We start from the raw sequence: 26865 nt of genomic DNA on the forward strand, positions 1-26865 counted from the left end.
TTTTGAAGCCATTTGTTCTGACCTTAAAATAGGTCTGCCTGCTGAAATTGAGGCAAGGCAAAAGCAATATGAGTTTTATCGTGACGCTCTATTGACTTATGCTGCAACTGGCAAGACAATCTTGATAGACAGACAGACAGACAGACAGACAGACAGACAGACAGACAGACAGACGAGCTTAATGGCTTAATTTTGCTTTGTCAATATGTTTTTGGGGCTGTTGTTGTTGAACTTGGATTTATTGGAAAGGTTTCTATGTGCAAACGCATAATGAAAGCCGAAACAAGTGAGACTGGAGATGTTCCATTTTTTAAGATTGGAACATTTGGAAAAGAACCAGATGCCTATATATCCAGGGAGAAATTCGAGGAATATAAAGCGGCATACTCTTATCCGAACAAAGGCGATATTCTCATTTCGGCGGCTGGTACAATCGGAAGAACGGTTGTGTTTGACGGTGAAGACGCCTATTATCAGGATTCCAATATCGTCTGGATAGATAATGATGAGAGCATTGTACTGAATCGTTATTTATATTACTGTTATCAGTTACAGCCGTGGAATGTATCGACAGGTGGAACGATTGCAAGGCTTTATAATGATAATATAAGTAAAGCTAAAATATCTGTTCCGTCTATTCAAGAGCAAAAAAGAATTATATCAATACTTGATCGGTTTTATGCTCTGTGCAACGATATTTCTTCCGGACTTCCGGCAGAAATCGAAGCACGCCAAAAACAATATGAATATTATCGAGATAAACTGCTGACTTTCAAAGAGCAGTAACAAAACAAAGGAGGAAGCCGCATGAGTACCTACAACATCATTGCCGAAAGCAATGAAAGTACAGTAGTAGCTGAATATACGCCGGAAAGCTCACGATCTGACAGCTTTCAGAGTGAAGCGGCTCTTGAAAAAGAATTTATTCGTCTGCTGACTACGCAGGGATATGCTTATCTTACAATCCATGATGAAAACGGTCTGATTGCCAATCTCAGACGGCAGTTGGAACTGCTGAACGATTATAATTTTTCAGACAGCGAGTGGAAGCGTTTTTTCACAGAAACCCTTGCCAATGCCAATGAGGGCATCGTTGAAAAGACCAGAACGATTCAGACTGACCATGTAAAGGTATTGCGTAGGGACGACGGAATTTCCAAGAACATTCAGCTCATAGATAAAAAGAATATTCACAACAACCGCTTACAGGTTATCAATCAATACGAGGAAACCGAGGGCAGGCACGATACACGCTACGATGTAACAATTCTTGTCAACGGTCTACCCCTTGTCCATGTGGAACTGAAACGCCGTGGCATTGCTATTCGAGAAGCCTTTAACCAGATTAAACGCTATCAGAGGGACAGCTTCTGGGCGGCAAGCGGATTGTATGAGTATGTGCAGATTTTCATTATCTCCAATGGAACGCATACTAAGTATTATTCCAATACAACAAGAAACAGCCATATCAAAGAGATGGGTGAATCTGCAAAACAAAGGTCGAAGAAAACAAGCAACAGCTTTGAGTTTACGAGCTTTTGGGCAGACGGAAACAATAAGGTAATTGCAGACCTGATTGATTTTACAAAAACATTCCTTGCCAAGCACACCATTCTGAATGTGCTGACCAAGTATTGTGTTTTTACCACTGAAGAAATTCTGATGGTTATGCGACCTTATCAGATTGCGGCTACGGAGCGTATTCTAAACCGTATCGAAGTTTCCACCAATTACAAGAAAATGGGAACGATTGACGCCGGAGGTTATATCTGGCATACCACAGGAAGTGGTAAAACGTTGACTTCTTTTAAGACAGCACAACTTGCGTCTGCTCTCCCCTATGTGGATAAGGTTTTATTTGTGGTAGACAGAAAAGATCTTGATTATCAGACCATGAAAGAATATGACCGTTTTGAAAAAGGCTCTGCTAACAGTAATGCTTCAACAAAAATATTGCAAAGACAACTTGAAGACAGAGATGAAAAAGGTAGTTTTCATCAGTATAAAATCATCATCACGACCATCCAGAAATTAGATAACTTCGTGACGAAGAATAAAGGGCATGAGGTATTCAATAAGCATTGTGTGATAATTTTTGACGAATGCCATCGCAGTCAATTTGGAGATATGCACGCCAAAATTGTAAAGGCATTTCAGAAATATCATCTGTTCGGTTTTACTGGCACACCGATTTTTGCTGCCAATGCAAACAAAGGAAAGCACATGGCAATGCTGACCACACCGCAGACCTTTGGTGTTCAGCTTCATACCTATACGATTGTGGACGCTATTAATGACGGCAATGTTCTTCCGTTCCGTATTGACTATGTGAACACCATTAAGGAAAAAGAGAATATTAAAGATAAAAATGTATCTGCCATTGATATTGAAAAAGCAATGAGTTCACCGGAGCGTATTCGGGAAATCGTTCAGTATATCTTGGAACATTTTGACCAGAAAACGAAGCGGAACAGTTTCTATTCGTTGAAAGGCAAACGGATGGCAGGATTCAATGCCATGTTTGCTGTCAGCTCTATTCCAATGGCAATGAAATATTATAAGGAATTTCAAAAGCAGATTGCAGAAAGTCATCGTCAGTTTACAATTGCCACGATTTTCAGTTATTCTGCAAATGAAGATGATCCAGAAGATGTTCTGCAAGAGGAAGGCTTTGACACAGATGCTCTCGACCAGACTTCCCGTGATTTTCTGGAAAGTGCGATTGGGGATTATAATAAAACATTTAATACCAATTACGATACTTCTTCAGACAAGTTTCAAAATTACTACAAGGATTTGTCCATGCGAGTGAAGAATTGTGAGGTAGATTTGCTGATTGTCGTGAATATGTTCCTGACAGGTTTTGATGCTACAACACTTAATACCTTATGGGTAGACAAGAATTTGAAAATGCACGGTCTGATACAGGCATATTCCAGAACAAACCGTATTCTGAACTCGGTTAAGACCTACGGCAACATTGTCTGCTTCCGTGATTTGCAAAAAGCCACTGATGATGCGATTGCTCTCTTTGGAGATAAGAATGCAAGCGGTATTGTGCTTCTGAAAAGTTTTAATGATTACTGGAATGGCTATGAGGATAACAACGGAAAATATCATGCAGGGTATGTTGACTTATTGGAAAAATTAGAAAAAGAATATCCTCTTGGCACTCAGAGTGTCGGAGAGCAGGCGGAAAAAGATTTTATCAGACTATTTGGAAGTATTCTTAGTATGAGAAATATTCTGACCTCCTTTGACCAGTTTGCTGAAATGGACAAGATTGCTGTAAGAGATTTGCAAAATTATCAGAGTGTCTATCTTGATCTCTATGACAAGTATCGCAGAAAAGAGGACAGCGAAAAAGAGGATATTACGGACGATATTGAATTTGAAATCGAGCTGATTAAACAGGTGGAAATCAATATCGACTACATATTGATGTTGGTTGAAAAATACCATGAGGGCAACTGTGAGGATAAAGAAATCCTTTCTTCTATCCGAAAAGCGGTTGACGCAAGTATGCAGCTCCGCAGCAAAAAAGAACTGATTGAAGCCTTTATTAGTCGAGTCAATGTAGATACAAAAGTTATTACAGACTGGCGGCATTTCGTTCTGGAGCAGGAAGAAAAAGACCTGACTGAAATCATTACAGCAGAGAAACTCAAACCGGAAGAAACGAGAAAATTTGTTGCCAACGCTTTCCGTGATGGAGTGCTGAAAACGACAGGGATAGAGATTGATAAATTTATGCCTCCGGTATCACGCTTCGGTGGTGGTGGCAGAGCAAAAAAGAAACAGGGCGTTATTGAAAAACTGAAAGCATTCTTTGAAAAATACTTTGGTCTTGGAATTGCTGAATTGAAAGCTGAGGAACAAGAGCAGTCAGTTATTTATGAAATCGAGCCAACCTATCAGATGGTAGCCGAAGAATCTGTTTCGTATGGAAAAATGAAAGAATAAATGAAAGAATAAATCCTATAAAATAACTTCGTCTTATTAGTGAGCCGAGGTTATTTTTATGGGATTTTGTTGAGATAGTTTGCAAGGAAGTATTTTTTCTTATGTTAAGAGAATATGTAGGTAAGCAAGAGCAAGATCCACCCCGGTATTACCATATCGCCATTCTGCCATATACGTAATATTTCGGAGTTTTATCTTGCTGGGGAACTGTTGCCTCCCCCACACCCACTTTTTTATTAGCTACACCGTAGGTGTATGCAGCAAAATATCATAATTAACATAATTCTATTTTGAGGCATTCAGTAAGTAACTGGATGTCTTTTTCTATTTAAAAATACACATGGTGATGCGAACAAATTCTTTTGTAAGCCAATTATATAAGCAAGGGTATGGGGAATTGCCACTCCCCATCAAGAGAAAACCCATAAGATGAACGGAGGCGGAAACGCGATAACGTTAAACATGGGTGGATCTTGCTCATCTAAAAATTTTTTCTCTCCGCACCCTGTAAAATGAGCTTTTTTCCTTTCGTTATATAGGGAGATATAAAAAGAGAATTTTAATAAAGCATAAAAATCTCTTTGGGAAAGCCGGCATCCGTCTCCTTAATTTTTCAGAAAGGTAAAAGAAAATATGAAATTTGAATATATGATGGAAACGGAAAAGATACTTCCCTATTATCAGTTCCCTAAATTTTTGTTAGAGCTACCACTCTCTCAAAATGCAAAATTACTTTATATGCTGTTATATGACAGAGCCAGAATTTCACAGAAAAACCATTGGCTCAATGAAGACGGATATGTATATTTCGTCTTTCCGATTACAGAAATTTCTTTGAAATGGGGAAAATGTTGTACTTCTGTAAAAGCTGCCATGAAGGAATTAGATGAGTATGGATTGTTGATTCGCAGTTCCGGAGGATTTTCAAAACCAAATCATTTATATATGCGAATCCCCTGTATAGAGTTGATTTCTGAACCAAATGTAAAGCAGACAGACCAAAATACAACTTCCATTGGGATGAAAAGCTGTCCTTCATTCAGTCGGAAAACAGCCTCTTCTATGGTCGGAAATGTGCCACCTAGTAAAGTAAAAGAAAAATATAATTTTAGTAATAAGATTGGAGTAAATTACGAATATGAGGAGGGCAATAGTCTATGATAAAGCAGGAAAACACATATTTAGGTGCAGATGGATTAGCATATTGCAAGATTTGTGGAGAACCTGTAGAGGCATATTTCCCTCCAGACAGTATTCTTGGTATGAAAAAACATTTTAGACAATGTGCATGTATCCGTCAAAAACGTGAAGTAGAAGAAAAGGCATATAAAGAAAGAGAACACCGAGAATTAGTGGAAAGAAATAGAAAAATCTGTTTTGAAGAACCACGAATGTATGATTGGAATTTTGAACTGGCGGAAAAGACTACCGCCATCGAGAAGGCCAAAGAATACACAGCAAACTGGAATGATATGAAGAAAAATCATATTGGTTTTCTTTTGTGGGGACCAATAGGAACAGGAAAGAGTTACATAGCCGGTTGCATTGCCAACGCACTTTTGAATCGGGAAATTACTGTGAAGATGACAAATTTTAATACAATTATTGATGATATGTTTCCATTAGAGGATAAAACAGAATATATCAATGCTCTGGCGCGATATGAACTTTTAATTTTGGATGATCTTGGCACAGAACGAAATTCTGAGTATGCTCTTGGAATTGTATTCAGCGTAATTGACCGAAGATATCGCTCCGGCAGACCTTTGATCGTAACTACCAATCTTCCGATAAAACAATTAAAAGAAGAAACGAACATAGAAAAGAAACGAATTTATGATCGTATTTTAGAAATGTGTGTTCCGTTATATGTTGGCGGTTCTAGCTATCGGAGTGATATTGCCCATGAAAAAATGGGGAAAATGAAAACCTTTTTTGCTACTGCCGAATCAAGTCAGACTGAAAATATTATAGAGCAGACAGGCACAAAAACAATCTGATGTTTATATCTTAGTATAGACATCAGAAATAGAAAGAGTGTGATAGCTCTGCAGAAACCTACATATTACTTGTGGCGAACAGATTATACATCTTCAGAAGACTTTGAGGCAGATAAGGAGAAATATAGGAAAATAGGTTTTCGGGTTGTCACGTTTGCGGATGGGCAGCCGGATAAAAATATACATAATGGAATAAAAGCGTTGATTCGAAACCATATAAAAGAAATCAATCAGTAATTTCTAAGGGCGGGAGACATTCTCTCGCCCTTATTATATTACTGTTCACAGTAATATAATTCATTGTAAAATTATATGAGAATCCGTTTACGAAAAAGATTTTTCAATATATAATTATATTACATTATTCTATAAATAATATTTCAGAAAGGATGAGGACATGAATGCTGGATATGTGCGTCTTTCAAGAGATGACGATAAGCGAAATTATGTTTCTATAGAAAATCAGAAGTTAATTATCAATCAGTATGCATCTGACCATGGAATGGTTATTGACCGATGGTATGAAGATGACGGAGTATCAGGTTATATTTTTGACAGACCGGGATTTCAACAGATGATGGCTGATTTGGATAAAGATATTGATACCGTATATGTGAAAGATTTCTCGCGTCTTGGCAGACATAATGCGAAGGTTCTTTTGCTTTTGGATGAATTTCAGGAACGGGGAAAACATCTCATTGTCATTGATGATAATTACGATTCTTTCGATTCCAGCGATGACACCATTGGAATTAAAACATGGTTCAATGAGCGTTATGTAAAAGATACCAGTAAGAAAATCAAAAGAGCGATTGGAGCCAGACAAAAAGAAGGCACTCTTATGACAAAACCGCCTTTCGGATATTGTCGGGATACGAAAGACAAAAGTATCATCAAAATCGTTCCCAAAGAGGCAGAATTTATCAAAATGGTTTACGATCTTTATATCTCAGGATCAGGTTATCGCAAAATAGCAAATTATTTGACTGACCAGGGTATCCCAACGCCTTCTATGGTACAGCGAGAACGAGAAATTGAAGAAGGTCGCATAAGCAAAAAGAAAGTTGCAACCATTTGGTCTGACAGCATGGTGAAGGAATTATTAGATAATGATTTTTACATTGGAACTTTTCGTTTGAGAAAACGTGCCAGAAATACAGTACATGGAAAGGATAAACGTGTTCCAAAAGAAGAACAGTGTATTTTTGAAGATCATCATCCGGCAATTATTGATAAATCCACTTTTTCTCTTGTGCAGGAATTAAAAGAAAAGCGTAATCGCACAAATTATCGTGGAAGCAGGGGGGAATGGATCGGTTCAGAAATTCCCAATCCTTTTGGAAGCTGTTTGTTTTGTAAAGATTGTGGAAGTCGTTTGACACCGATTAAGCGTCAAACATCCAGCAGAGAAAGAAAATATTATATTTGTACTACCTATAATACGAAAGGCAGGCGGTATTGCGAGAAAGCGCATCTGATTGAGGAAAATGATTTGATGGAAGATGTGCTGAATTATATTAAACTGTGCAGAGAAGCACTTTGTGAAGTAATTTCCACATATGATATGAGGGACTTTGAGGCAGAAAAGAAAACGCTGGCAGAAAGACGACAGGACATTCAGGAAGAAATTCAAAACCGAAAAAATCAACTAAAGGTACTTTTAACACAAAAAATAAAAGATTTATCCATAGCATCTGAAAATGAGGATTTGATCCATGAAACCTATGATTCTATGCAAAAGGATCTACTGGCGCAGATTCATGGTTTGGAGATACAGGAAAAAGAACTGAACGAAACTACTATAGAAACACCGGATGTAAAGGACAAATTGAGAAATGCATTGGATGTAGTTGATAAAATCATTGCAGGTGGAACTCTTGACCGAAGAGATATTGAATTGTTGATTGAGAGAATTGACGTAGATAAAGAGGGAATGCCGGAAATCACTTTAAAATATGGTTTGTCTGATTTAATCAATTACAGTCCTGCTGATGAGATGAATCGCCGGGAAAATACTGTAATCGCTCTTGTAATGAAGCTGATTATAGAAGATGAACGTGGATATACATCTGCAAAATACTTGTCAGAACATATCACAGCATTGGGATTTAAGAAAACGAAACAAAGTATCTTACCTTATATCAATTTGATGAAAGAATTGGGAATTTTGGAAGATACGGATAATCCGCTGAAACCTTACAATATTATGAAAACAAAAAAAGAGATTACGGTATTGATGCATCAATATCTACCGGATTTACCGGCTCAAATGACTTCTGAACAATTATCGGACATTTGTTTACATTGTAATGGTGATGACAGGTGGAATGCCAGAAATGGTATTTGAGTACATTTTGAAAAAAAACGGGATAGAACCACAAAAAGATGTTAAAATAAATCAAAACATTGATTTCGGTTCCACAGCGCCAGCCTTTGCGGAGGGAAAAGCTGATTTTACTATCGAATTTGAGCCTAGTGCAACACTTCTTGAATCAGAACAAAAAGGTTATGTTGTTGCATCGCTTGGAAAAGATAGTGGATATGTTCCATATACTGCTTTTTGTGCAAAAAAAAGTTATATAAAAGAAAACAAAAAGGTTTTACAGAAATTTACGAATGCTTTGCAGAAAGGTATGGATTATGTGAAATCACATACGCCAGAAGAAATTGCAAAAGTGATAAAACCACAATTTAAAGATGCGAATGTAGAAACAATTACAACAATTGTAAAACGATATGCTAATCAAGAAACATGGAAAGAAAATTTGATCTTTGAAAAAGAAAGTTTCAAACTATTACAGGACATTTTGGAAAGTGCCGGTGAGTTGGGAAAAAGAGTTCCATATAAAGAGTTAGTGACTACTGAATTTTCTAAAAAAACAATAGAGTAATTGTGCAAAAAATATAAGAAAGTCATTTGTCTAAAAAGACATTTGACTTTCTTATATTTTTAAATTACTTATGCAATCTTTCAAATACCATATCATAACCATCATTTCCATAATTAAGCGAACGATTTACACGACTGATGGTTGCAGTAGACGCTCCTGTTTTTTCTGCGATTTCTAAATATGTTCTTTGCTCTCTAAGCATCTTTGCTACTTCAAGGCGTTGGGAAAGTGAAAGTAGTTCGTTAATCGTGCAAACATCTTCAAAAAATGTATAGCATTCCTCTCTATCTTTTAGGCTTAGAATAGCATCAAACAGATAATCAACAGATTCTGTTCTGATTTTTTTACTCATATTTCTAAATCTCCTATAACTTTATTTTCTAAACTACTTTTCTATTTTAGCACAGTAAATTTATGAAGTCTACATTTTTTTATTACGTTTCATAAATTTTCTTAATTTATGCAAATCTGTTGTTGCGACAAGTTCTTTAGGAAAATCACAATTTTCTAATAATTGTTCAATATAGGTAAAATTACCCACATCAATATCTACATGAGCATCACTTCCGGTAGTGATAGGAACATGATATTTTTTGCAGAGAGATAGCATAGTTTTTATATTTTCTTTTGCACCTTCTCTAAAACTATTTGGGGAAAGAGAAGAGTTATTTATTTCTAAGAGAGTTCCAGTTGCTTTAGCCGTGTATACAAGTTTTTCGTAATCTATTGGGAAGCGCGAATCATCAGGATGCCCAATAATATCTATATATGGATTTTGCATAGCATGAATATATGCGTTTGTGTTTTCTTCAATACCATTATTTTTTTGAAAACACGGAGTGTGAATGCTTGCGATAGCAATATCTACACTTTGTAATAAAGAAGGAGGTAGATCAATATTTCCTTCTTCATCTAATATGTTTAATTCAACTCCTAAAAGTAGGTTTGTTCCATACATCATTCGTGGAACAACTTTTAAATTGGAAAAATAAAAGTTTCCACAGCTTTCTGGCATTGTTGGAGCATGCTCTGTAATGGCTAGAGCAATAAGTCCTTTTTCTGAAGCAGATTTAGCCATTTCTCGTATGGTACTATAGGCATGACCGCTTGCTATTGTATGAGAATGTGTATCAATACATAAATTCATTTTTAATCTCCTTCGCTGGTATGTTTTAAACGCTAATATACTAAAGTATAAAAGTGTATATTATTTTTTCTTTTTGTCAGGTTCAGGAAGTAAATCGATTAACTTTTCAATTAATTGTTTTTTCACATAGACATCAAAACTAAGTGTACAAATGAAAGAAAAAAGTTGTAGAAAGTCTTTATGCTCTGTGTCACTTTCTTCAAAAGTTTCTGTAGAAGTTGTGTAAATGTTTTTGATATCTTCTTGTAGCAAATCAATACGTTCTTTTTCTAATTTGCAAATTTTTTCATAAATAGTAGTTAAATTAAAATCAGAATCGGTTTGAAAATAATTTTCTGTAATTGGGTTTAATAGTGTTTCAATATCCTTGATGGAAAGAATATTCTTGAAATAGTAAATAAAAATAAGCACAAGCATATGCTCTTTTGAGTATTTTTTTTTGTTGGGTGGAGGAAGAAGATTATTCTTTGCATAGTTATTAATCATTGTTTTAGTAAGAATTTTATCATTTTCATAACGTTTAGATGAAGAAAGTTGTGTCTCCATGAATGTAGTTACTTGATCCATATATAGTTGAATGTTTGGAATATCCTCCAATTTTATGTAATCAATTCGAGAAAGGCTCGAAAGAATACTGTTTAAAAAGTCATTTTTATCAATTGTCATTTTATCACCTCGATACATTTATTATATAGTAATCAAAACTAGATGACAAGGAGAAAAAATAACTATTGAAAAAGAATAAGAGAGGAGTATAATGAGGGCAAATCAATTGGGAGGTGGTATCTATGAAAGAGAAAAAGATCATGCATATGTGTAAAATTATACAAAAAATTGATCTTCTTATAGGAATAGTAGTTACTAGTGTTGCTATAATATTTTGGAAACAAATTCCAGATAAAATCCCGGTACATTATGGGATTTCAGGAAAAGTAGACAGATTTGGTGGGAAGGAAGAATTGATTTTATTATTTTTTGTTTTATGGCTATCAATAGGTATATTTTCTATTGTTGCGTATTATTTAAAAACAAGTGGAGCATCTAAATATGCAAGTGAACTAGAGGCGGAAAGTTTATATACGATATATCCTATTTTCACATGGATCTCTCTTATTGTAATTTGTATACTCTCATATATTATTGTTAACTCTATTTTAGAAAGAAATTTAGGGATTTTCTTTTTACCAATAACTTTGATTGCAATATGTGTTCCTATTGTTATTTATAGGAGAAAAGAGAGGAGATATACTAAAAGTAATTTAAAAGAAAAAAAGAAGTTTTGTCAGGAAGAAAGAAATGAGAAAGGTGTTTCTTATCGGACAGCAGTGGATTGGTGGTTAGCGTTGCTTTTTGTTTCATGCATTGGGCTGGAAGGCTGGGGAGTATTACATGAGTTGTTTGTAGCAAAAAGAGTAGATTTAGTTATGGTTGGGGTGAATGTATTTCTGCTGCTTGTTATTCTTCATGTTATAAGAATACAGTATATTTTTTATTCGGAACATCTTTTGATTAAGGTAGGATGGATTGGAAGAGAAAGAATTCCCTATTCAAATATAACAAATATAAAAGAAACTCACAATCCTCTTTCAGCTCCAGCATGTTCGTTAAACAGGATAGAGATAGATTATACTATTGAGAAAAGAAATAAATTTACATTGATTTCGCCTGTACATTTAAAAGAATTTAAAAAAGAATTAATAAGAAGGTGTGAAAAATGAAAATAGCATTTATAATTTGGGTATGTACTGGTTTAGGTTTTATAGTGATAGGAATTTTTGATTATTTTTCAGAAAAACCAGTAGGATTTTGGGCGAACACGAAAACTGTTCCGATAAAGGATGTGAAAAAGTACAATCGAGCAACAGGAAAATTGTTTTTTTGTTTTGGAACGATTTTTATTTTGTTAGGATTACCGTTGTTATACGCTGAAGAAAATTCACCTCTAATTTTATTGAGCATAGTCGGAATTATGTTTGAAGTCATTGGGGTGATGATTGTTTATATGAAAATTGAAGAAAAATATAGAAGAAAGTGAGAAAGAAAATGAACATATTAGTTGTAGTAGATATGCAAAATGATTTTATTGATGGAACATTAGGAACAGAAGAGGCTGTGAAAATCGTGCCAAAAGTAATAGAAAGAATAAAAACATTCGATGGGAAGATATGGGCTACTCGAGATACTCATGAAGAAAATTATTTAGAAACGCAAGAAGGAAGAAAATTACCAATAAAGCATTGTATAAGAAATACAGAAGGATGGAAAATTAATAGGGAAATACAGGAACTACTTTTAGAGGCACCAATTGATAAAGGAACTTTTGGGAGTAGAGAGTTGATTGTTGTTTTACAAAAGTATGCACAAGAAGAAAAGTTGGATAGCATAACATTAGTTGGTTTATGTACAGATATTTGTGTTATTTCAAATGCTATATTATTAAAAACATATTTTCCCGAAACTGCTATAATTGTTGATGCTTCTTGTTGTGCGGGAGTGACACCGCAAAGTCACCAACAAGCGTTAGAAACGATGAAAATGTGTCAAATCGAAGTCGTGGGTCAATAGCGTTGAAAAGGAAGAAGCTAAATGTTATACTAAATAAGTTACTATAATGAAAATAAAATAATAGAAGGAAGTTACAGATGAGTATTTATGATACATTAAATGCAGAGCAAAAAGAGGCAGTACTTCATACAGAAGGACCGCTTTTGATTTTGGCAGGTGCAGGTTCTGGAAAAACAAGAGTTTTAACGCACCGAATAGCATATTTAATTGAAGAAAAAGGAGTGAATCCGTGGAATATTCTTGCAATTACGTTTACAAATAAAGCGGCGGGAGAAATGAGGGAACGTGTAGATAAGATTGTGGAATTCGGCTCAGAAAGTATTTGGGTAAGTACATTCCATTCTATGTGCGTAAGAATTTTAAGACGTCATATTGATCGGTTAGGATATGATACAAATTTTACGATTTATGATACAGATGACCAAAAAACATTGATGAAAGATGTTTGTAAATTGCTTCAAATTGATACCAAAATATATAAAGAAAGAATGTTGATCAGTGAAATTTCTTCTGCAAAAAATGAATTAATTACACCGGAAGAATATGAGTTAAATGTGGCTGGTGATTATAATAAAGAAAAAATAGCAAAAGTATATCGCGAATATGAAAGACAATTGCGAGCAAACAATGCGTTAGATTTTGATGATTTGCTTTTGAAAACTGTGCAACTTTTTCAAACGCAAGCAGATGTTTTGGACTATTATCAGGAAAGATTTCGTTATATCATGGTTGATGAATATCAGGATACAAACACAGTACAGTTTCAATTAATACGTATTTTGGCGGAAAAATATAAAAATCTATGTGTTGTGGGTGATGATGATCAGTCCATTTATAAATTCAGAGGAGCAAATATACAAAACATATTAAATTTTGAGAAAGTATTTGATCATGCAAAAGTGATCAAACTGGAACAGAATTATCGTTCTACTGGCAATATTTTAAATGCAGCAAATGCAGTGATTCGTCATAATACAGGAAGAAAAGATAAAACATTATGGACGGATAATGAAGAAGGAGAAAAAATTGGATTTAGACAGTTTGACACGGCATTTGACGAAGTGGATTATATTGTCAATGATATTCGGAAGAGATGTACAGATAAAGGATATACATACAGTGATAATGCGATTTTATACAGAACTAATGCTCAATCTAGAATGTTTGAAGAGAAGTTTGTCGCAGCAAATATTCCATATAAGATTATCGGTGGTGTAAACTTCTATGCTAGACGAGAAATAAAAGATTTGCTCTCATATTTAAAAACAATTGATAATGGTAAAGATGATTTGGCAATCAGAAGAATTATAAATGTACCAAAAAGAAGTATTGGGCTTGCTACAGTGAATAAAGTACAGGAAAATGCGATTGAAAGAGGTATTAGTTTTTACGATGCACTTTGTTCTGCGAACTTGATTGATAACATAGGAAGAAGTATTCAAAAGATAGAGTCTTTTGTAGCGTTGATAGAACATTTTAAAGCACAATCAGAGAAAATTTCGCTTTCTCAATTGATGGAAGAAATTATAGAAGTGACAGGATATATAGAATCCTTAGAGGCAGAGAATGAAATTGAGGCACAATCAAGAATTGAAAATATTGAAGAGTTAAAAAATAAAATTGTTGCATATGAAGAAGCGTGTGAAGAAGAAAGACCTACTTTAAGTGGATTTTTGGAAGAAGTAGCGTTAGTGGCAGATATAGATACGTTAGATGAGAACAGTGATTATGTAGTTTTGATGACATTACATAGTGCAAAAGGACTAGAATTTCCAAATGTATATTTAGTAGGAATGGAAGATGGATTGTTCCCAAGTTATATGACAATTACAGCAGATGATCCAATGGAAATTGAGGAGGAAAGACGTCTTTGTTATGTGGGAATTACAAGAGCACAAAAACATTTGACAATGACGAGTGCAAGAAGACGTATGGTACATGGACAAACTCAATATAATAAATTATCTAGATTTTTAAAAGAACTTCCATTGGATGTGTTAGATACAGGGGCTATTGTGGAAAAAAACACAATGGAAGTACCAAAGCAGACAGCTTATGCGCAAGCGAAAGAAACATTCCGAACGAAAGCCTTTGCAACAGCAAAACCAATAAAACAATTTGGAATGGGAACAGGCGAAGGTCCGGGATATGATGTTGGAGATAGAGTTAAACATATGAAATTTGGAGAAGGTCTTGTGACCGCAATTACAGCAGGTGGAAGAGATTATGAAGTGACTGTACAGTTTGATACTGTAGGCGTGAAAAAAATGTTTGCAACCTTCGCAAAACTTCAGAAAATTTAGAGGATAAAACAACAGTGCCTTCATATAATATATAGGCAGAAGCATAGGTTGAAAATCCCAATTTAGTGGTAGAAATCTATTGGTACAAGTGATATAATGAAGAAAATAATACTTGTATATGAAAAATCAATATAGAAAGGGCGTGTGGCTATGAGTAAATTTGAAGACATTATTGCAGCATCAAAAGTAAATGAATTATTACACAAAAAGGATGAGGATAAGACAAAAAATACAGTACTTTGGGTACTTGCAATTGTTGGTGCGATTGCAGCTGTTGCAGGAATTGCATATGCGGTATATCGTTTCTTTACACCGGATTATTTAGAGGATTTTGAAGAAGATTTTGAAGATGACTTTGAAGATGAATTTTTCGGAGAAGAAGATGAAATTTAATTAGCAACAACTAGGCAGGACAGGGTCCTGCCTAATCTATTTGGAGGAAGAGGTTATGGTTTTAGGAAATGTACCTTTAAAGAAACAGATTTTTTCAATTCCAAATTTGATGGGATATTTTAGAATGATATTAATTCCTATTATTTTATGGAGATATTTGACAGCAGAGTCAATTGCAGATTATAGAATAGCGGCGCTTATTATTGGGATTTCAGGTATTACAGATTTTTTAGATGGATTTGTAGCAAGAAAATTTAATATGGTTACACAACTTGGAAAAGCAATAGATCCAATTGCAGATAAGTTAACACAGATAGCTATTGTTTGTGCATTATCTGTTCGGTTTGAATGGTTTGGAGTTGTTGCCTGTCTTCTTATTGTAAAAGAAGGGTTTATGGGAATAATGGGATGTATTCTAATTCGCAAGGGAAAAATGCTAAATGGTGCAAAATGGTTTGGAAAAGTATCAACAGCGGTATTGTATGTCATTATGTTTGCGTTGATATTAATACCAGATATAAATATGAATATTGCTAACGGAATGATTTTAGTCAGTGGTATTTTGTTAACAGTATCATTGATTCTTTATATTCCGGAATATAGAAAATTATTAAAAGAATAGAAGCGGAGAGGTTTGACTAAATGAAAAAAGGACAAGTGTATGAAGGGATTATCGAAAAGGTAGAATTTTTGAATAAAGGAATTGTACCTGTGGAATCTGAGGAAAGAAAGGTGATTGTAAAAAATGGTATCCCTGGACAGAAAGTAAAGTTTTGTGTAAACAAAATTCGAAAAGGAAAGGCTGAGGGAAGACTTTTAGAAGTATTGGAAAAATCTCCATTGGAGACAAATGAACCGGTATGTAGTATTTTTCCACAATGTGGAGGCTGTATGTATCAGACGATGTCTTATGACGAGCAAATAAAAATGAAAAATAATCAGGTCAAAGAAATTTTAGATGCTGTAGTAAAAAATGAATATAAATTTGAAGGAGTAAAGAAAAGTCCGAAGCAGTTTGCATATCGAAATAAAATGGAATTTTCTTTTGGAGATGAATATAAAGACGGACCATTATCTCTTGGCTTACATAAAAAAGGAAGTACATATGATGTATTAACAGCAAGTGATTGCAAATTAGTTCACGAAGATATGACTAAGATTTTGGACTGCGTTTTAACTTATTTTCAGGAAAAGAATGTGGGATATTATAAAAAAATGCAACATATAGGATATCTTCGTCATTTGTTATTAAGACGTGGAGATAAAACGGGAGAAATTCTTATTAATTTGGTTACAACCACCCAAGAAGAGCATGATATGCAACCATTAGTTGCAAGATTACTTGATCTTCAGTTGGAAGGTAAGATTGTGGGGATTCTTCATATTTTAAATGACTCATTGTCTGATGTAGTACAAAGTGATAAGACAATTCTTTTATATGGACAAGATTATTTTTATGAAGAACTGTTGGGCATGGAATTCAAAATTACACCGTTTTCTTTTTTTCAACCTAACTCTGTTGGTGCAGAAATTTTATACGGTACAGTGAGAGAATATATTGGAAATATTGATGATATGACAGTATATGATTTGTTTAGTGGAACTGGAACAATTGGGCAAATACTTGCTCCTGTGGCAAAAGAAGTGATTGGTGTGGAGATTGTTGAAGAAGCAGTTGAGGCAGCAAAAGAAAATGCTAAACACAATGGACTTTCTAATTGTAAATTTATAGCTGGCGATGTGTTTAAGGTGTTGGATGAGATTGAAGAAAAGCCAGACGTGATTGTGCTAGATCCACCAAGAGATGGTATTCATCCAAAAGCATTGCCTAAGATTTTAGATTACGAAGTAGATAAAATTGTGTATATTTCTTGTAAAGTGACAAGTCTTGCTAGAGATTTGGAGATGATACAGGAAAGAGGATATAGAGTGGAGAAATGTGTGGCAGTAGATCAGTTTGCAAATACTGCACATGTGGAGACGGTAGCACTCTTGTCACGAGCATAAGTGAAGTGAAAGTAGATTATGGAGTCCATGCGAGGAGCGTTCAAGAAATATAAAATTTGGAATATTGCCATAATTTCAAACTGTGTTTGAAATTAAAGATTGAGGTGTTTGCAATGAGAATAAAAAATATAATGATTTCCGCTTGTTTTATGTTTTTATTAGTATTTGGGCTGACTAGTTGTTCAGCAAAAAATACTGAAAACAAGGATGATTTAATAATAACTCCAGATATGGAATTAATATGTGAAGAAACAGTTTCTCCAAATAAAGAATATGCCGAAAAAGAAGAAGATATTGTAAATTATACTGTGGAAGTGTATCAAAATAAGGATAATGTGATTTTGGTTCATTCAAAATCTAATTCTGAATTTTTTAAACCATTACAATATGAACTTAAACTTGATACCAATATTACAAAAGAAGATGTTGATATAGAATGGACGACATTAATGGAAAAACCAACTCCAACAAAGGAGGACCAGTTAGGTATAGCCTATGTATCTATTTCGGACAATGGAAAACTTGTTAGCAAAAGAAAAATCAGTTTTGTCAATCGTGCCATTGAGATTGTAGAAGATACTTTGGATAAAAAATAGTTCCGATGTGGAGTTTGTACTTTTTATGAAAAGGGGAAAAATGAAAAAACGTATATTCATAATAACAAGTTGTTTTCTAATGATTTTACTAGGTGGATCTTGTTTTTATATATGGGAAATTTACCATGTGCCGGCTAATCTTGAGTTACGCTCATGGTTTAGTGTGGATTTTGGACGTACCTTGATTTTTTTGTGGCAAATAGTAATAATCATTGGAACAATAGTTTTAGGGAAACGATTTATTTCAAAACAAACTTTTCTGTTTCGTATATTTTATTATGTTATCTTAATTTTTTTTAGTGGTAGTATTTTTTTATATTTAACATGGAATTTTGTGAAAATTTCAGTTATAAATGATAAGGATATTGTGAATGAAGTAGGGAAATTAACAGTATATCATGATAGAGATATTTTAGAACCAGATGATTATGACTATTTTCTATATGAGAAAAAAGGAATATTGTATCGCAAATATTTACGGGATATGATAGACGAAAAGGATTACTAAGAGATTTGAAAGCAGAAAGAGAGGACATTGCTGGACTTGTTAAAGATATTTTAAAAGGTTGAGTGGTGAAAGGGGGAAAATAAATGGATGCGATTAGTTCTTCTACAGGATTAGTATGGTTATTTACTTTTATCTTTGCATCACCTATTTTCGTATTGCTTTTTTCAGCAATGATTTGGATGTATAAGAATTTTAAACGAATATCCTTTATTGCCTATATTGCTAATATAGTTTGTACTTTATCTATTTTATGGGTGGGGATTAGTAATATGGAAACATATTTCTCATTAAAAAATAACATATATAATTTATGTATAATAAACTGTATTTTTATTTTAATAAGTATTGTATGTGTGCTTATTAGCATAGTTTATTATCGTAAAAATAGGGTAGTGAGTAATACGTTGATTAATATTGCTACTATATTATCGGTGGTTGTTTGGTTTGCTATTATAAAAATGGTAAATATGTATAATTTCTGAAAATTTATTCATCATCCATTGACTGTTCTCTGTTTATAATATATAATGTACTAAATTTAATGAAAATAAAATAATTCAGCGCAATATTATCGAAAAAATAAATGCGCAGTTTTTGTTAAAAAGGAAGGTGTGCGATATGAAAAATAAAAAACAGAGTTTACTTATAGCCAGTGATGTTGTGATTTTTATAGTTATTGGATTGCTTTTGTTTTATAAGATACTTCCGATTAATATTCTGTGCATAGCGCTTTTACCAATTATAATATTTTCTGATTATCGTGTATGGAAAGAAACTAAAAAAGTCTCAACTTTTTTATCTATTTTAATAAAATTTATTTATCTGATCTTACTCATTTTAGTGCTATTCAAAAATTAGTAATAATCAAAAAAATAATAAGCAAGGTGCTATCAATGGCACCTTGTTTTAGATTGTGCATAATATAGTTAAAGGTATTGTTTTTATTAAAATATGTTTCTATAATCATTTCCTTATTATCTATCATTTATAAAAAAATCTATTAATTATTCTAGATGATTTGTCCCCGTTGTCTAAACTTTAATCCTATAGTATAATTTAAATATGGTTGTAACTATAACATAAAAAGAATGATATAGGATAAGGAAGTGAAATCATGATAGATTTAAAAGGCATGATTAGTATACAACTACTAAAAAAAGAAGCATTTTGTGGAAGCGATGGGGAAATGCGTTACCGATTGTATAAAGAAGAAGTAGAGGAGGAAACAAAACTTGCGGCAGCATATTGGTTTACACCATATTGTTGGCAAGTAACTCCAAAAGAAGATAAAATAGTACAATATTTTGAATTTAATACAGAAGGAATATGTCAGGCAATAGAATGGCTGAATGGTATTTCAGAGGGAAGGAAGCAAGATGAGCAAGAAAAAAATTCGAATAATTAAGAAAAACGATGAGTTTTCTATGGAATATCAGATCGGAGATGTTTTTGAGATAGATAGTACTTGGTACGGAGGAGTAAACGTACGAGGAGTGTCAGGAATTCCCGTATCTCTTGATCAAGATGAATATGAAGAAGTAAGCGAAAGAGAAAGTAGACCGATTGATGAATATTCTTATCGATTAGGAGCGATAGATTGTCTTTGTGAAATGGTGGCAGAAGGTGAAAAAAATCATGCTGTTAGTCGAAAATTTGACACCAAAGAAGAGAGAGATTATTCTGAGGAAGAAGTAAAGAAAATTTGTGAAAAATATGGTGTTTTATATAAGAAAAAAGAGGAACATTTTTATATGTTTTTTATTGATGAAAAAAATTAAAAATAGTACGAGGTAAATAATGAAAGAACAGGAAAAACAACATAAAAGACGTGTGAGATATAAGGGGACACATCCAAGAAATTATAAAGAAAGATATAAAGAGTTGCAGCCAGAAAAATATCCAGAAACGATAGAGAAAGTGATTCGTAAAGGAAGTACTCCTGTAGGAATGCATATTTCTATTTGTGTGAAAGAAATTTTAGAGTTTTTACAGATTCAGCCAGGCCAGAAAGGTTTAGATGCCACACTTGGTTATGGTGGACATACAAAGGAAATGCTTAAATGTTTAAATGGAGAAGGGCATATATATGCTTTGGATGTTGATACAGTAGAATCGGCTAAGACAAAAGAAAGATTACAGAATTTAGGATATGGCGAAGATATTTTGACGATTAAAAACATTAATTTTAGAGATATAGATAAAGTATGCGAAGAAGTTGGCAAATTCGATTTTGTTTTAGCAGATTTAGGAGTTTCTTCAATGCAGATTGATAATCCAGAAAGAGGATTTACATACAAAAAAGAAGGACCATTAGATTTACGTTTAAATCAGAAAAAGGGAACGTCAGCAGCAGAACGACTAAAAGAAGTGACGCAAGAAGAATTGGAAGGTATGTTGGTAGAAAATGCAGATGAGCCTTATGCACATGAAATTGCAGAGAAAGTAATTGCAAAATTAAGACGAGGTGAATCGATTGATACAACGACAAAATTACAGCAGAGTATTGAAGAAGCATTAGAATTTATTCCGTTGAAAGAACGAAAAGAGGCGGTGAAGAAGTCTTGTCAAAGAACATTTCAAGCTTTACGTATCGATGTGAATAGTGAATTTGAAGTGTTATATGAATTTATGGAAAAACTTCCTAATGTATTGAATGAGGGTGGAAGAGTAGCTATTTTAACATTTCATTCGGGAGAGGATCGAATTGTAAAACGTGCTTTTAAAGAGTTGAAAAGAGCAGGTGTTTACAGCGATGTTGCAAATGATGTGATTCGTCCTTCCATAGAGGAGTGCAATTATAATAGCCGTGCAAGGTCAACAAAAATGAGATGGGCGATTAAAGCTTAAAAGTGTATATGAAGAGGGTTATATGGAATTTGAAGAGTTGAGAAAAGAACATAAAATATTTGCTTATCACATAAGTCCAAGTTATGGAGTAGAGGGAGATGAAGGTGGATTTTCCATAGAAATATATGGGAATGGAAACTTAAGATATTGTACATATAAATTGTTTGAAGAAATTGATACGCTAGAGATGTTTAAGCTTACGAAAGAGCAGATATATCAGCTGTTTAAGATTATACAGGAAAATGAAAAGAAATTGGAAGGTATACCAACGTATCTTGAAGATGGTAAAGAACATAAAAATTGCAATGAATTTGAGTTTTTAGGTTGTGGAAAGGTTTATACAGGAGATATTACAAAGACTTTTTTGCCGTTGGAGAGATTGAAAAATAAGGAATATTATAAAATTTATAAGGAAACGATGAAGTGGAATAATCTTTTATATGATATTTTTGAGAAAGTATCTGTTTGTTTAAAAAAGGCGGGGATTTTTCTCACTTTCGAAAATTGTGAGTTAAGCGAAGATTGTAAAATCAGAGTAACATGGAAATGATGTAGGAGGAATATATGAAATTTATTCACTTGTCAGATTTACATATTGGAAAAAGAGTTAACGAATTTTCCATGATAGAAGAACAAAGATATATTTTGCAGCAAGTTATTGAGGTTGTCAAAGAAGAGAAACCAGATGGTGTTTTTCTTGCTGGTGATATCTATGACAAACCAATTCCTTCTGCAGAGGCTGTGCAAGTGTTTGATACGTTTTTAAATGGACTTGCAAGGGAAAATGTTCCTGTATTTATTATAAGTGGAAATCATGATTCTCCAGAACGACTAGCTTTTGGAGGAAAATTACTAAAGAGTGCAGGAATATATGTGTCACCTGTTTTTCGAGAAATTCCAAGTCCAATTACTTTATATGATGCGTATGGGGAAGTAAATATATATTTACTTCCATTTATTAAGCCTGCATATGTAAAACAGGTTTTACCAGAAATTCCTATAGAAACTTATCAGGATGCTGTACAGGCAGTTGTTGAACAAATGAACATTGATGAAAAAAAGAGAAATGTAATTTTAGCACACCAGTTTGTGACAGGGGCATTCCGATGTGATTCGGAAGAAATCTCAGTAGGTGGAATGGACAATGTGGATGCATCTGTTTTTACTCCATTTGATTATGTGGCTCTTGGACATCTGCATGGAAAACAGAGCGTGGGAAGAGAAGAAGTACGTTATTGTGGAACATTATTAAAGTATTCTTTTTCTGAGAGTAAACAGAAAAAAACGATTACTATTGTGGAGATGAAAGAAAAAGGGCAGATAAATATTCGGGAAATTTCTGTGGTTCCTAAACATGATATGCGAGAAATTAAAGGAACGTATGATGAAGTTACAGCACTAGAATTTTATCGAGAGAGTAAAACAGATGATTATTTGCATATTACACTTACAGATGAAGAAGATATATTAGATGCAGTGAACCGGCTTCGAGTGATTTATCCTAATATTATGAAAATGGATTATGATAATATAAGGACAAGAAATAAGCAGTGTGTGGGAGAAAGTAACCAAGTAGAAAAGAAGACGCCATCTGAATTATTTGGGGAACTTTACCTATTACAAAATAATCAAGAAATGTCTGCAGAGCAGAATGATTTTTTACAACGTTTGATTGAAAAAATTTGGGAGGAATAGCATATGAAACCATTACAATTGAAAATATCTGCATTTGGACCATATGCCGATGAAATCCATATTGATTTTACGCTTTTAGGAGAAAAAGGATTATATTTAATTACAGGTGATACTGGAGCTGGAAAAACAACAATTTTTGATGCTATAACATTTGCGTTGTATGGCGAGGCAAGTGGAAACAATCGAGATCCGAATATGCTTAGAAGTCAGTATGCTGAGGCCGGAACGCCAACTTTTGTTGAAATGCATTTTTTATATCGACAGCAAAAGTATGTGATTAGAAGGAATCCAGAATATAGGAGACCATTTAAAAAAGGTGGTGGTACAACACCTGAAAAAGCAGATGCGATACTTACTTTTCCAGATGGAAAAATTGTGACGAAAACAAAAGAAGTAACGAAAAAGGTTACGGAATTAATTGGTCTTGATCGAAATCAGTTTACGCAGATTGCCATGATTGCACAAGGTGATTTTTTGAAATTACTTTTTGCAAAGACGGAAGAAAGAAGTAAAATATTTCGAGAAATTTTTGATACAAAAAAATATCAGATTTTACAGGATAAACTTAAATTAGAAAAGAATGCATTAGATAAAGAATATCAGGATATTTCTAGGAGTATACGTCAATATTTAGATGGAGTTCAAGGGGAAATGGAAGAGCAGGGAACAGTAGAGGTTCTCTTGAACAAGCTATCTTGCTTATTAGTGAGGGATAAAGAGAAAATAAACTCTATGACAAAAGAAATAGACGATATGGAAAAGAAATTGGAAAATTTAAATCGATATATAGGAAAAGCAGAAACAGAGGAAAAGAATCGAAAAGATTTACAAAACTTAGAAGAAACTCTGCGTAAGCAGGAAGAAGAGTTGGTATTGGCAAAAAGGCGTTTTTTAGAAGAAAAACAAAAAGAAGTAGAGATAGAGAAGCTAGGTGCAGATATTATTTTAAGTGAAGAAAAATTACCTTTATATGATGAAGTAGATAGAGTAAAAACAGATTGCGGATCTTTGGAGAAACGTTTACAATCTATTGAAAATGAATTAGCCAAATCAGAAGAAAGAAAAGGAAAATATAATCGAAATATAGTTTTAATGAAAGAAAGACTGGAACAACTTTCATCTGTGGGTGCAGAAAAAGTAAAATTGGACAATGAAAGAGAACTGTTAGAAGAGAAGAAAAATCAAGCTCGTTTATTAAAGAAGATGCTTGTGGAATACAAAAAACTTGAGAATAGGCTTTTAGAATTACATAAACAATATCAAACGGCTATAGAGAAAGGACAGAAAAAGCAACAAGAATATGACAGGATGGAAAGAAATTTTTTGGATTCTCAGGCAGGACTTTTGGCACAACAGTTAAAAGAAGGAGAACCATGTCTTGTATGTGGAGCGATTCATCATTTGAATCCAGCAAAAATTACGAAGAAAGTTTGTACGGAAGAAGAGTTAAGAGAAGCGAAAAAGCAGAGTGCAGTTCTTATGGAGAAGGCAACAAAACTTAGTGTAGAAGCTGGAAAAACAAAAGGTGAGATGGATACTGCGAAAAAAAATATTGAGGAGAGAGTAGAACAGATTTTTGGAAAACAAGTGGAATCTGTTTATATAGAATTAGAAAAATGGATCAATGAATTGGCAAAAGCTGATGAGAAAATGAAAAATGAACTTGTGCTTTTAGAGGGACAGTTAGCAGAAAAGAACAAGTTTGAACAACAATTGCCCCAAGTAGAAAAAATGGAAAAAGAGGAAGAGCAAAAAGAAAAAGAGTGGGAAAAACTTCAAGTTCAGTATAGAACAGAATGCGAAAGTATGCAGCAGCAATTAATAAAATGGAAAGAAAGTCTTTTGTTTTCTTCTAAAGCAGAAATTGTAAGAGATATTGAGGAAAAACAGAAAAAAAGAAAAAAAATGAAAGATGCATACGAAAAGGCAAAACAGGAAATTGAAGAAATTTCTGGAAAAATAAAAGAAGAAAAAGCCAAAATAAATACGTTAAAAAGTCAGTTGGAACATGAAATGGAATATTCTTTGCCTAAATTGCTGGCAGAACAAAAGGAATTTCAAGAAAAGAAAGCAAAGTTATCAAAAGAAAGAGAGAATATCGTTTCTGCGTATAATTCTAATGGACAAATAAAATTAGCTGTAGAGAAGCAATGGGGTGTATTAAAAGAAATAGAAAAAAAACAGATTGTTGTAAAGTCTTTATCTGATACAGCAAATGGAAATGTATTGGGAAAAGATAAAATTATGTTGGAAACATATATACAAATTTCTTATTTTAATCGGATTATTGCTCGTGCAAATACACGCTTTATGGTTATGTCTGGAGGACAATATGAACTTAAAAGAAGAGAAGAGACAAAAGATCAAAGAAGCCAGACGGGGTTAGAGTTAGATGTGATTGATCATTATAATGGTTCTATAAGAAATGTAAAAACGCTTTCTGGAGGAGAGGCTTTTCAAGCATCTTTATCACTGGCATTAGGCCTTTCAGATGAAATACAATCTTTAGCAGGAGGAATTCAACTAGATACCATGTTTATAGATGAAGGATTTGGTTCGCTTGATGAAGAGGCTTTGGAACAGGCAATGAAAGCATTATATCGTTTGGCTGATGGAAATAGGTTGGTTGGGATTATTTCCCATGTTTCCGAATTAAAAGAAAGAATAGAAAAACAAATTATTGTGAAAAAAGAAAAATCGCATGGAAGTAGTGTACGTGTGATTGGATAGTGAGGGAAAATGAGATATACAGCACCACATTATTATTGCAAGTTTCAATGTACTGCGTCAGATTGTCCAGATACTTGTTGCGCTGGTTGGAAAATTGTAATTGATAAAAAAACGTTGAAAAAATATAAAAACATGGAAGGGGCTTTTGGAAATCGCCTTTATAATTCGATAGATTGGGAAGAAGAAACCTTTTTACAGTATAATGGAAGATGTGCTTTTTTGAATGAAGAAAATCTATGCGATATTTATACAGAAGCTGGAGAAAACATGTTTTGTAAAACTTGTCGTTTGTACCCAAGACATATAGAAGAATTTCAAGGGGAAAGAGAGATTTCTTTATCATTGTCCTGTATAGAGGCGGGGAAATTAATTTTGGGATGTAAAGAACCTGTAAAGTTTGTTTCTATAGAAAAAAATGTTCCTGAACGAGAGGATGAAACATTTGACTTCTTATTATATGGAAAATTAATAGATACAAGAGAAGCAATCTTTCAGATTTTGCAAAACAGAAAAATGCCGATAAAACTTCGTTTATCAATGGTATTAGCGTTAGCACATGATATGGAAATAAAAGTGCAAAAACAACAACTTTTTCAAGTGGATGATGTGTTGCAAAGATATACAGATGTACAGACTTTAGAGAAATTTGAAAAGAAAGTGCAACAATGTAGTTCTTGTGATGAAAATAGAAAACATGCTATGCAAGAAATATTTGGTGTATTCGAAAAATTTGAAGTGTTAGATTCGACATGGCCATCCTATGTGCAAGAATTACAAAAAATACTTTTTGAACAAAGTGAAGAAGAATATACGAAAAACAGAAAACGTTTTTTGCAAGAAGTTTTGGAAAAAGAAGTATGGTCAGAACAATTGATGATATACTTTGTGTTTACATATTTTTGTGGTTCGGTTTATGATGGTAAAATTTATGCGAAAATGCAATTCGCCCTTGTCAGTACACTTTTGATTGAAGAATTAGCTATGGCAGTATGGAAACAAAATAGATTTAAATTATCATTTTTAGAATTTGTGGATATTGCTCATAAATATTCAAGAGAACTTGAACACTCGGATATTAATTTGAACTGTTTGGAAGAATTGGTAGGAGAGAAAGACTGTTTTGGGTTAAGAAACTTACTCGTGGTGATCAATGAAATGGAATAGGAATTTTTTTAAGAATATGTTATAATATTTTGCAATATGGACGAGATGGATAGAGA

Annotated in this window: 28 protein-coding genes and 1 pseudogene; 26 read left to right on the forward strand and 3 right to left on the reverse strand. The window is 33.6% G+C overall.

Features of this window, described 5'->3' with window-relative positions; translation table 11 throughout:
• The 8 genes and pseudogenes from ACY2U7_RS02100 to ACY2U7_RS02135 form a co-directional block, all read left to right on the forward strand.
• Positions 1-190: pseudogene (locus tag ACY2U7_RS02100) on the forward strand (restriction endonuclease subunit S); the annotation flags it as partial.
• A 2-nt stretch (positions 191-192) separates the two neighbouring features.
• Positions 193-786: a restriction endonuclease subunit S gene (locus ACY2U7_RS02105; RefSeq protein ID WP_461815763.1), complete on the forward strand. Its 594-nt coding sequence runs from the start codon at positions 193-195 to the stop codon at positions 784-786.
• A 21-nt stretch (positions 787-807) separates the two neighbouring features.
• Complete coding sequence (locus ACY2U7_RS02110; RefSeq protein ID WP_461815764.1) at positions 808-3963, forward strand: type I restriction endonuclease subunit R; 3156 nt, start codon at positions 808-810, stop codon at positions 3961-3963.
• 633 nt (positions 3964-4596) lie between these two features.
• On the forward strand, positions 4597-5124 hold the full coding sequence (locus tag ACY2U7_RS02115) for a replication initiator protein A (RefSeq protein ID WP_461815765.1): 528 nt from the start codon (positions 4597-4599) through the stop codon (positions 5122-5124).
• Entirely contained in the window at positions 5121-5963 is an 843-nt protein-coding gene (locus ACY2U7_RS02120) for an ATP-binding protein (RefSeq protein WP_461815766.1), read from the forward strand. The genes ACY2U7_RS02115 and ACY2U7_RS02120 overlap by 4 nt, the downstream gene beginning before the upstream one ends.
• Before the next feature lie 39 nt (positions 5964-6002).
• On the forward strand, positions 6003-6200 hold the full coding sequence (locus tag ACY2U7_RS02125; RefSeq protein ID WP_039930522.1) for a hypothetical protein: 198 nt from the start codon (positions 6003-6005) through the stop codon (positions 6198-6200).
• A 160-nt stretch (positions 6201-6360) separates the two neighbouring features.
• Positions 6361-8310: a recombinase family protein gene (locus tag ACY2U7_RS02130; RefSeq protein ID WP_461815767.1), complete on the forward strand. Its 1950-nt coding sequence runs from the start codon at positions 6361-6363 to the stop codon at positions 8308-8310.
• On the forward strand, positions 8300-8854 hold the full coding sequence (locus tag ACY2U7_RS02135) for an ABC transporter substrate-binding protein (protein WP_461815768.1): 555 nt from the start codon (positions 8300-8302) through the stop codon (positions 8852-8854). Before ACY2U7_RS02130 ends, ACY2U7_RS02135 begins: the two co-directional genes overlap by 11 nt.
• Positions 8855-8918: 64 nt before the next feature.
• Here ACY2U7_RS02135 and ACY2U7_RS02140 read toward each other — a convergent pair whose 3' ends face one another.
• The 3 genes from ACY2U7_RS02140 to ACY2U7_RS02150 all read right to left on the reverse strand — a co-directional run bounded on the left by ACY2U7_RS02140 (position 8919) and on the right by ACY2U7_RS02150 (position 10667).
• A complete protein-coding gene (locus tag ACY2U7_RS02140; protein ID WP_459639488.1) occupies positions 8919-9206 on the reverse strand; it encodes a YerC/YecD family TrpR-related protein in 288 nt (95 codons plus the stop codon).
• A gap of 69 nt (positions 9207-9275) precedes the next feature.
• Positions 9276-10001, reverse strand: a complete 726-nt coding sequence (locus ACY2U7_RS02145) for a phosphatase (RefSeq protein ID WP_461812181.1) — start codon at positions 9999-10001, stop codon at positions 9276-9278.
• A 60-nt stretch (positions 10002-10061) separates the two neighbouring features.
• Positions 10062-10667, reverse strand: coding sequence for a DUF1836 domain-containing protein (locus ACY2U7_RS02150; protein WP_461812180.1), 606 nt, complete (start codon positions 10665-10667; stop codon positions 10062-10064).
• 122 nt (positions 10668-10789) lie between these two features.
• Here ACY2U7_RS02150 and ACY2U7_RS02155 point away from each other — a divergent pair, with 122 nt between their 5' ends.
• The 18 genes from ACY2U7_RS02155 to fliB all read left to right on the forward strand — a co-directional run bounded on the left by ACY2U7_RS02155 (position 10790) and on the right by fliB (position 26809).
• Positions 10790-11719 (forward strand): PH domain-containing protein, encoded by a 930-nt coding sequence (locus ACY2U7_RS02155; RefSeq protein ID WP_461815769.1) that lies wholly within the window; start codon positions 10790-10792, stop codon positions 11717-11719.
• Positions 11716-12036 (forward strand): hypothetical protein, encoded by a 321-nt coding sequence (locus tag ACY2U7_RS02160; RefSeq protein WP_461812178.1) that lies wholly within the window; start codon positions 11716-11718, stop codon positions 12034-12036. Before ACY2U7_RS02155 ends, ACY2U7_RS02160 begins: the two co-directional genes overlap by 4 nt.
• Positions 12037-12044: 8 nt before the next feature.
• On the forward strand, positions 12045-12566 hold the full coding sequence (locus ACY2U7_RS02165; protein WP_461812177.1) for a cysteine hydrolase family protein: 522 nt from the start codon (positions 12045-12047) through the stop codon (positions 12564-12566).
• A 77-nt stretch (positions 12567-12643) separates the two neighbouring features.
• Positions 12644-14869, forward strand: coding sequence for a DNA helicase PcrA (pcrA, locus tag ACY2U7_RS02170; RefSeq protein WP_461815770.1), 2226 nt, complete (start codon positions 12644-12646; stop codon positions 14867-14869).
• Between the two features lie 150 nt (positions 14870-15019).
• Entirely contained in the window at positions 15020-15262 is a 243-nt protein-coding gene (locus tag ACY2U7_RS02175; protein WP_461812175.1) for a DUF4366 domain-containing protein, read from the forward strand.
• Positions 15263-15317: 55 nt separating this feature from the next.
• Positions 15318-15884 carry a CDP-alcohol phosphatidyltransferase family protein gene (locus ACY2U7_RS02180; protein WP_461815771.1) on the forward strand — a complete coding sequence of 189 codons (567 nt, stop codon included), beginning with the start codon at positions 15318-15320 and terminating at the stop codon, positions 15882-15884.
• A gap of 20 nt (positions 15885-15904) precedes the next feature.
• Positions 15905-17269 carry a 23S rRNA (uracil(1939)-C(5))-methyltransferase RlmD gene (rlmD, locus tag ACY2U7_RS02185; protein ID WP_461815772.1) on the forward strand — a complete coding sequence of 455 codons (1365 nt, stop codon included), beginning with the start codon at positions 15905-15907 and terminating at the stop codon, positions 17267-17269.
• A 113-nt stretch (positions 17270-17382) separates the two neighbouring features.
• Positions 17383-17865: a hypothetical protein gene (locus ACY2U7_RS02190; protein ID WP_461815773.1), complete on the forward strand. Its 483-nt coding sequence runs from the start codon at positions 17383-17385 to the stop codon at positions 17863-17865.
• A 40-nt stretch (positions 17866-17905) separates the two neighbouring features.
• Positions 17906-18373 (forward strand): hypothetical protein, encoded by a 468-nt coding sequence (locus tag ACY2U7_RS02195; protein ID WP_461815774.1) that lies wholly within the window; start codon positions 17906-17908, stop codon positions 18371-18373.
• 83 nt (positions 18374-18456) lie between these two features.
• Positions 18457-18855 carry a hypothetical protein gene (locus tag ACY2U7_RS02200; RefSeq protein WP_461815775.1) on the forward strand — a complete coding sequence of 133 codons (399 nt, stop codon included), beginning with the start codon at positions 18457-18459 and terminating at the stop codon, positions 18853-18855.
• Between the two features lie 136 nt (positions 18856-18991).
• Entirely contained in the window at positions 18992-19231 is a 240-nt protein-coding gene (locus ACY2U7_RS02205; protein ID WP_461815776.1) for a hypothetical protein, read from the forward strand.
• 256 nt (positions 19232-19487) lie between these two features.
• The gene (locus tag ACY2U7_RS02210) at positions 19488-19778 is read left to right on the forward strand and encodes a hypothetical protein (protein ID WP_461812377.1); all 291 of its coding nucleotides are present in this window, start codon (positions 19488-19490) and stop codon (positions 19776-19778) included.
• Positions 19750-20151 carry a hypothetical protein gene (locus ACY2U7_RS02215; RefSeq protein WP_461815777.1) on the forward strand — a complete coding sequence of 134 codons (402 nt, stop codon included), beginning with the start codon at positions 19750-19752 and terminating at the stop codon, positions 20149-20151. The genes ACY2U7_RS02210 and ACY2U7_RS02215 overlap by 29 nt, the downstream gene beginning before the upstream one ends.
• 19 nt (positions 20152-20170) lie before the next feature.
• Entirely contained in the window at positions 20171-21220 is a 1050-nt protein-coding gene (rsmH, locus tag ACY2U7_RS02220; protein ID WP_461812380.1) for a 16S rRNA (cytosine(1402)-N(4))-methyltransferase RsmH, read from the forward strand.
• Between the two features lie 22 nt (positions 21221-21242).
• Positions 21243-21770: a hypothetical protein gene (locus ACY2U7_RS02225; RefSeq protein ID WP_461812381.1), complete on the forward strand. Its 528-nt coding sequence runs from the start codon at positions 21243-21245 to the stop codon at positions 21768-21770.
• A gap of 14 nt (positions 21771-21784) precedes the next feature.
• Positions 21785-22915, forward strand: coding sequence for an exonuclease SbcCD subunit D (locus tag ACY2U7_RS02230; RefSeq protein WP_461812382.1), 1131 nt, complete (start codon positions 21785-21787; stop codon positions 22913-22915).
• Positions 22916-22918: 3 nt separating this feature from the next.
• Positions 22919-25645 (forward strand): AAA family ATPase, encoded by a 2727-nt coding sequence (locus ACY2U7_RS02235; protein ID WP_461815778.1) that lies wholly within the window; start codon positions 22919-22921, stop codon positions 25643-25645.
• Positions 25646-25654: 9 nt separating this feature from the next.
• Positions 25655-26809, forward strand: coding sequence for a flagellin lysine-N-methylase (gene fliB / locus ACY2U7_RS02240; RefSeq protein WP_461812384.1), 1155 nt, complete (start codon positions 25655-25657; stop codon positions 26807-26809).
• The last annotated feature ends 56 nt before the right edge of the window (positions 26810-26865 follow it).

Origin of the sequence: Faecalimonas sp. (genome assembly GCA_029264305.1) — a bacterium.
Classification (GTDB): Bacteria; Bacillota; Clostridia; order Lachnospirales; family Lachnospiraceae; genus Faecalimonas.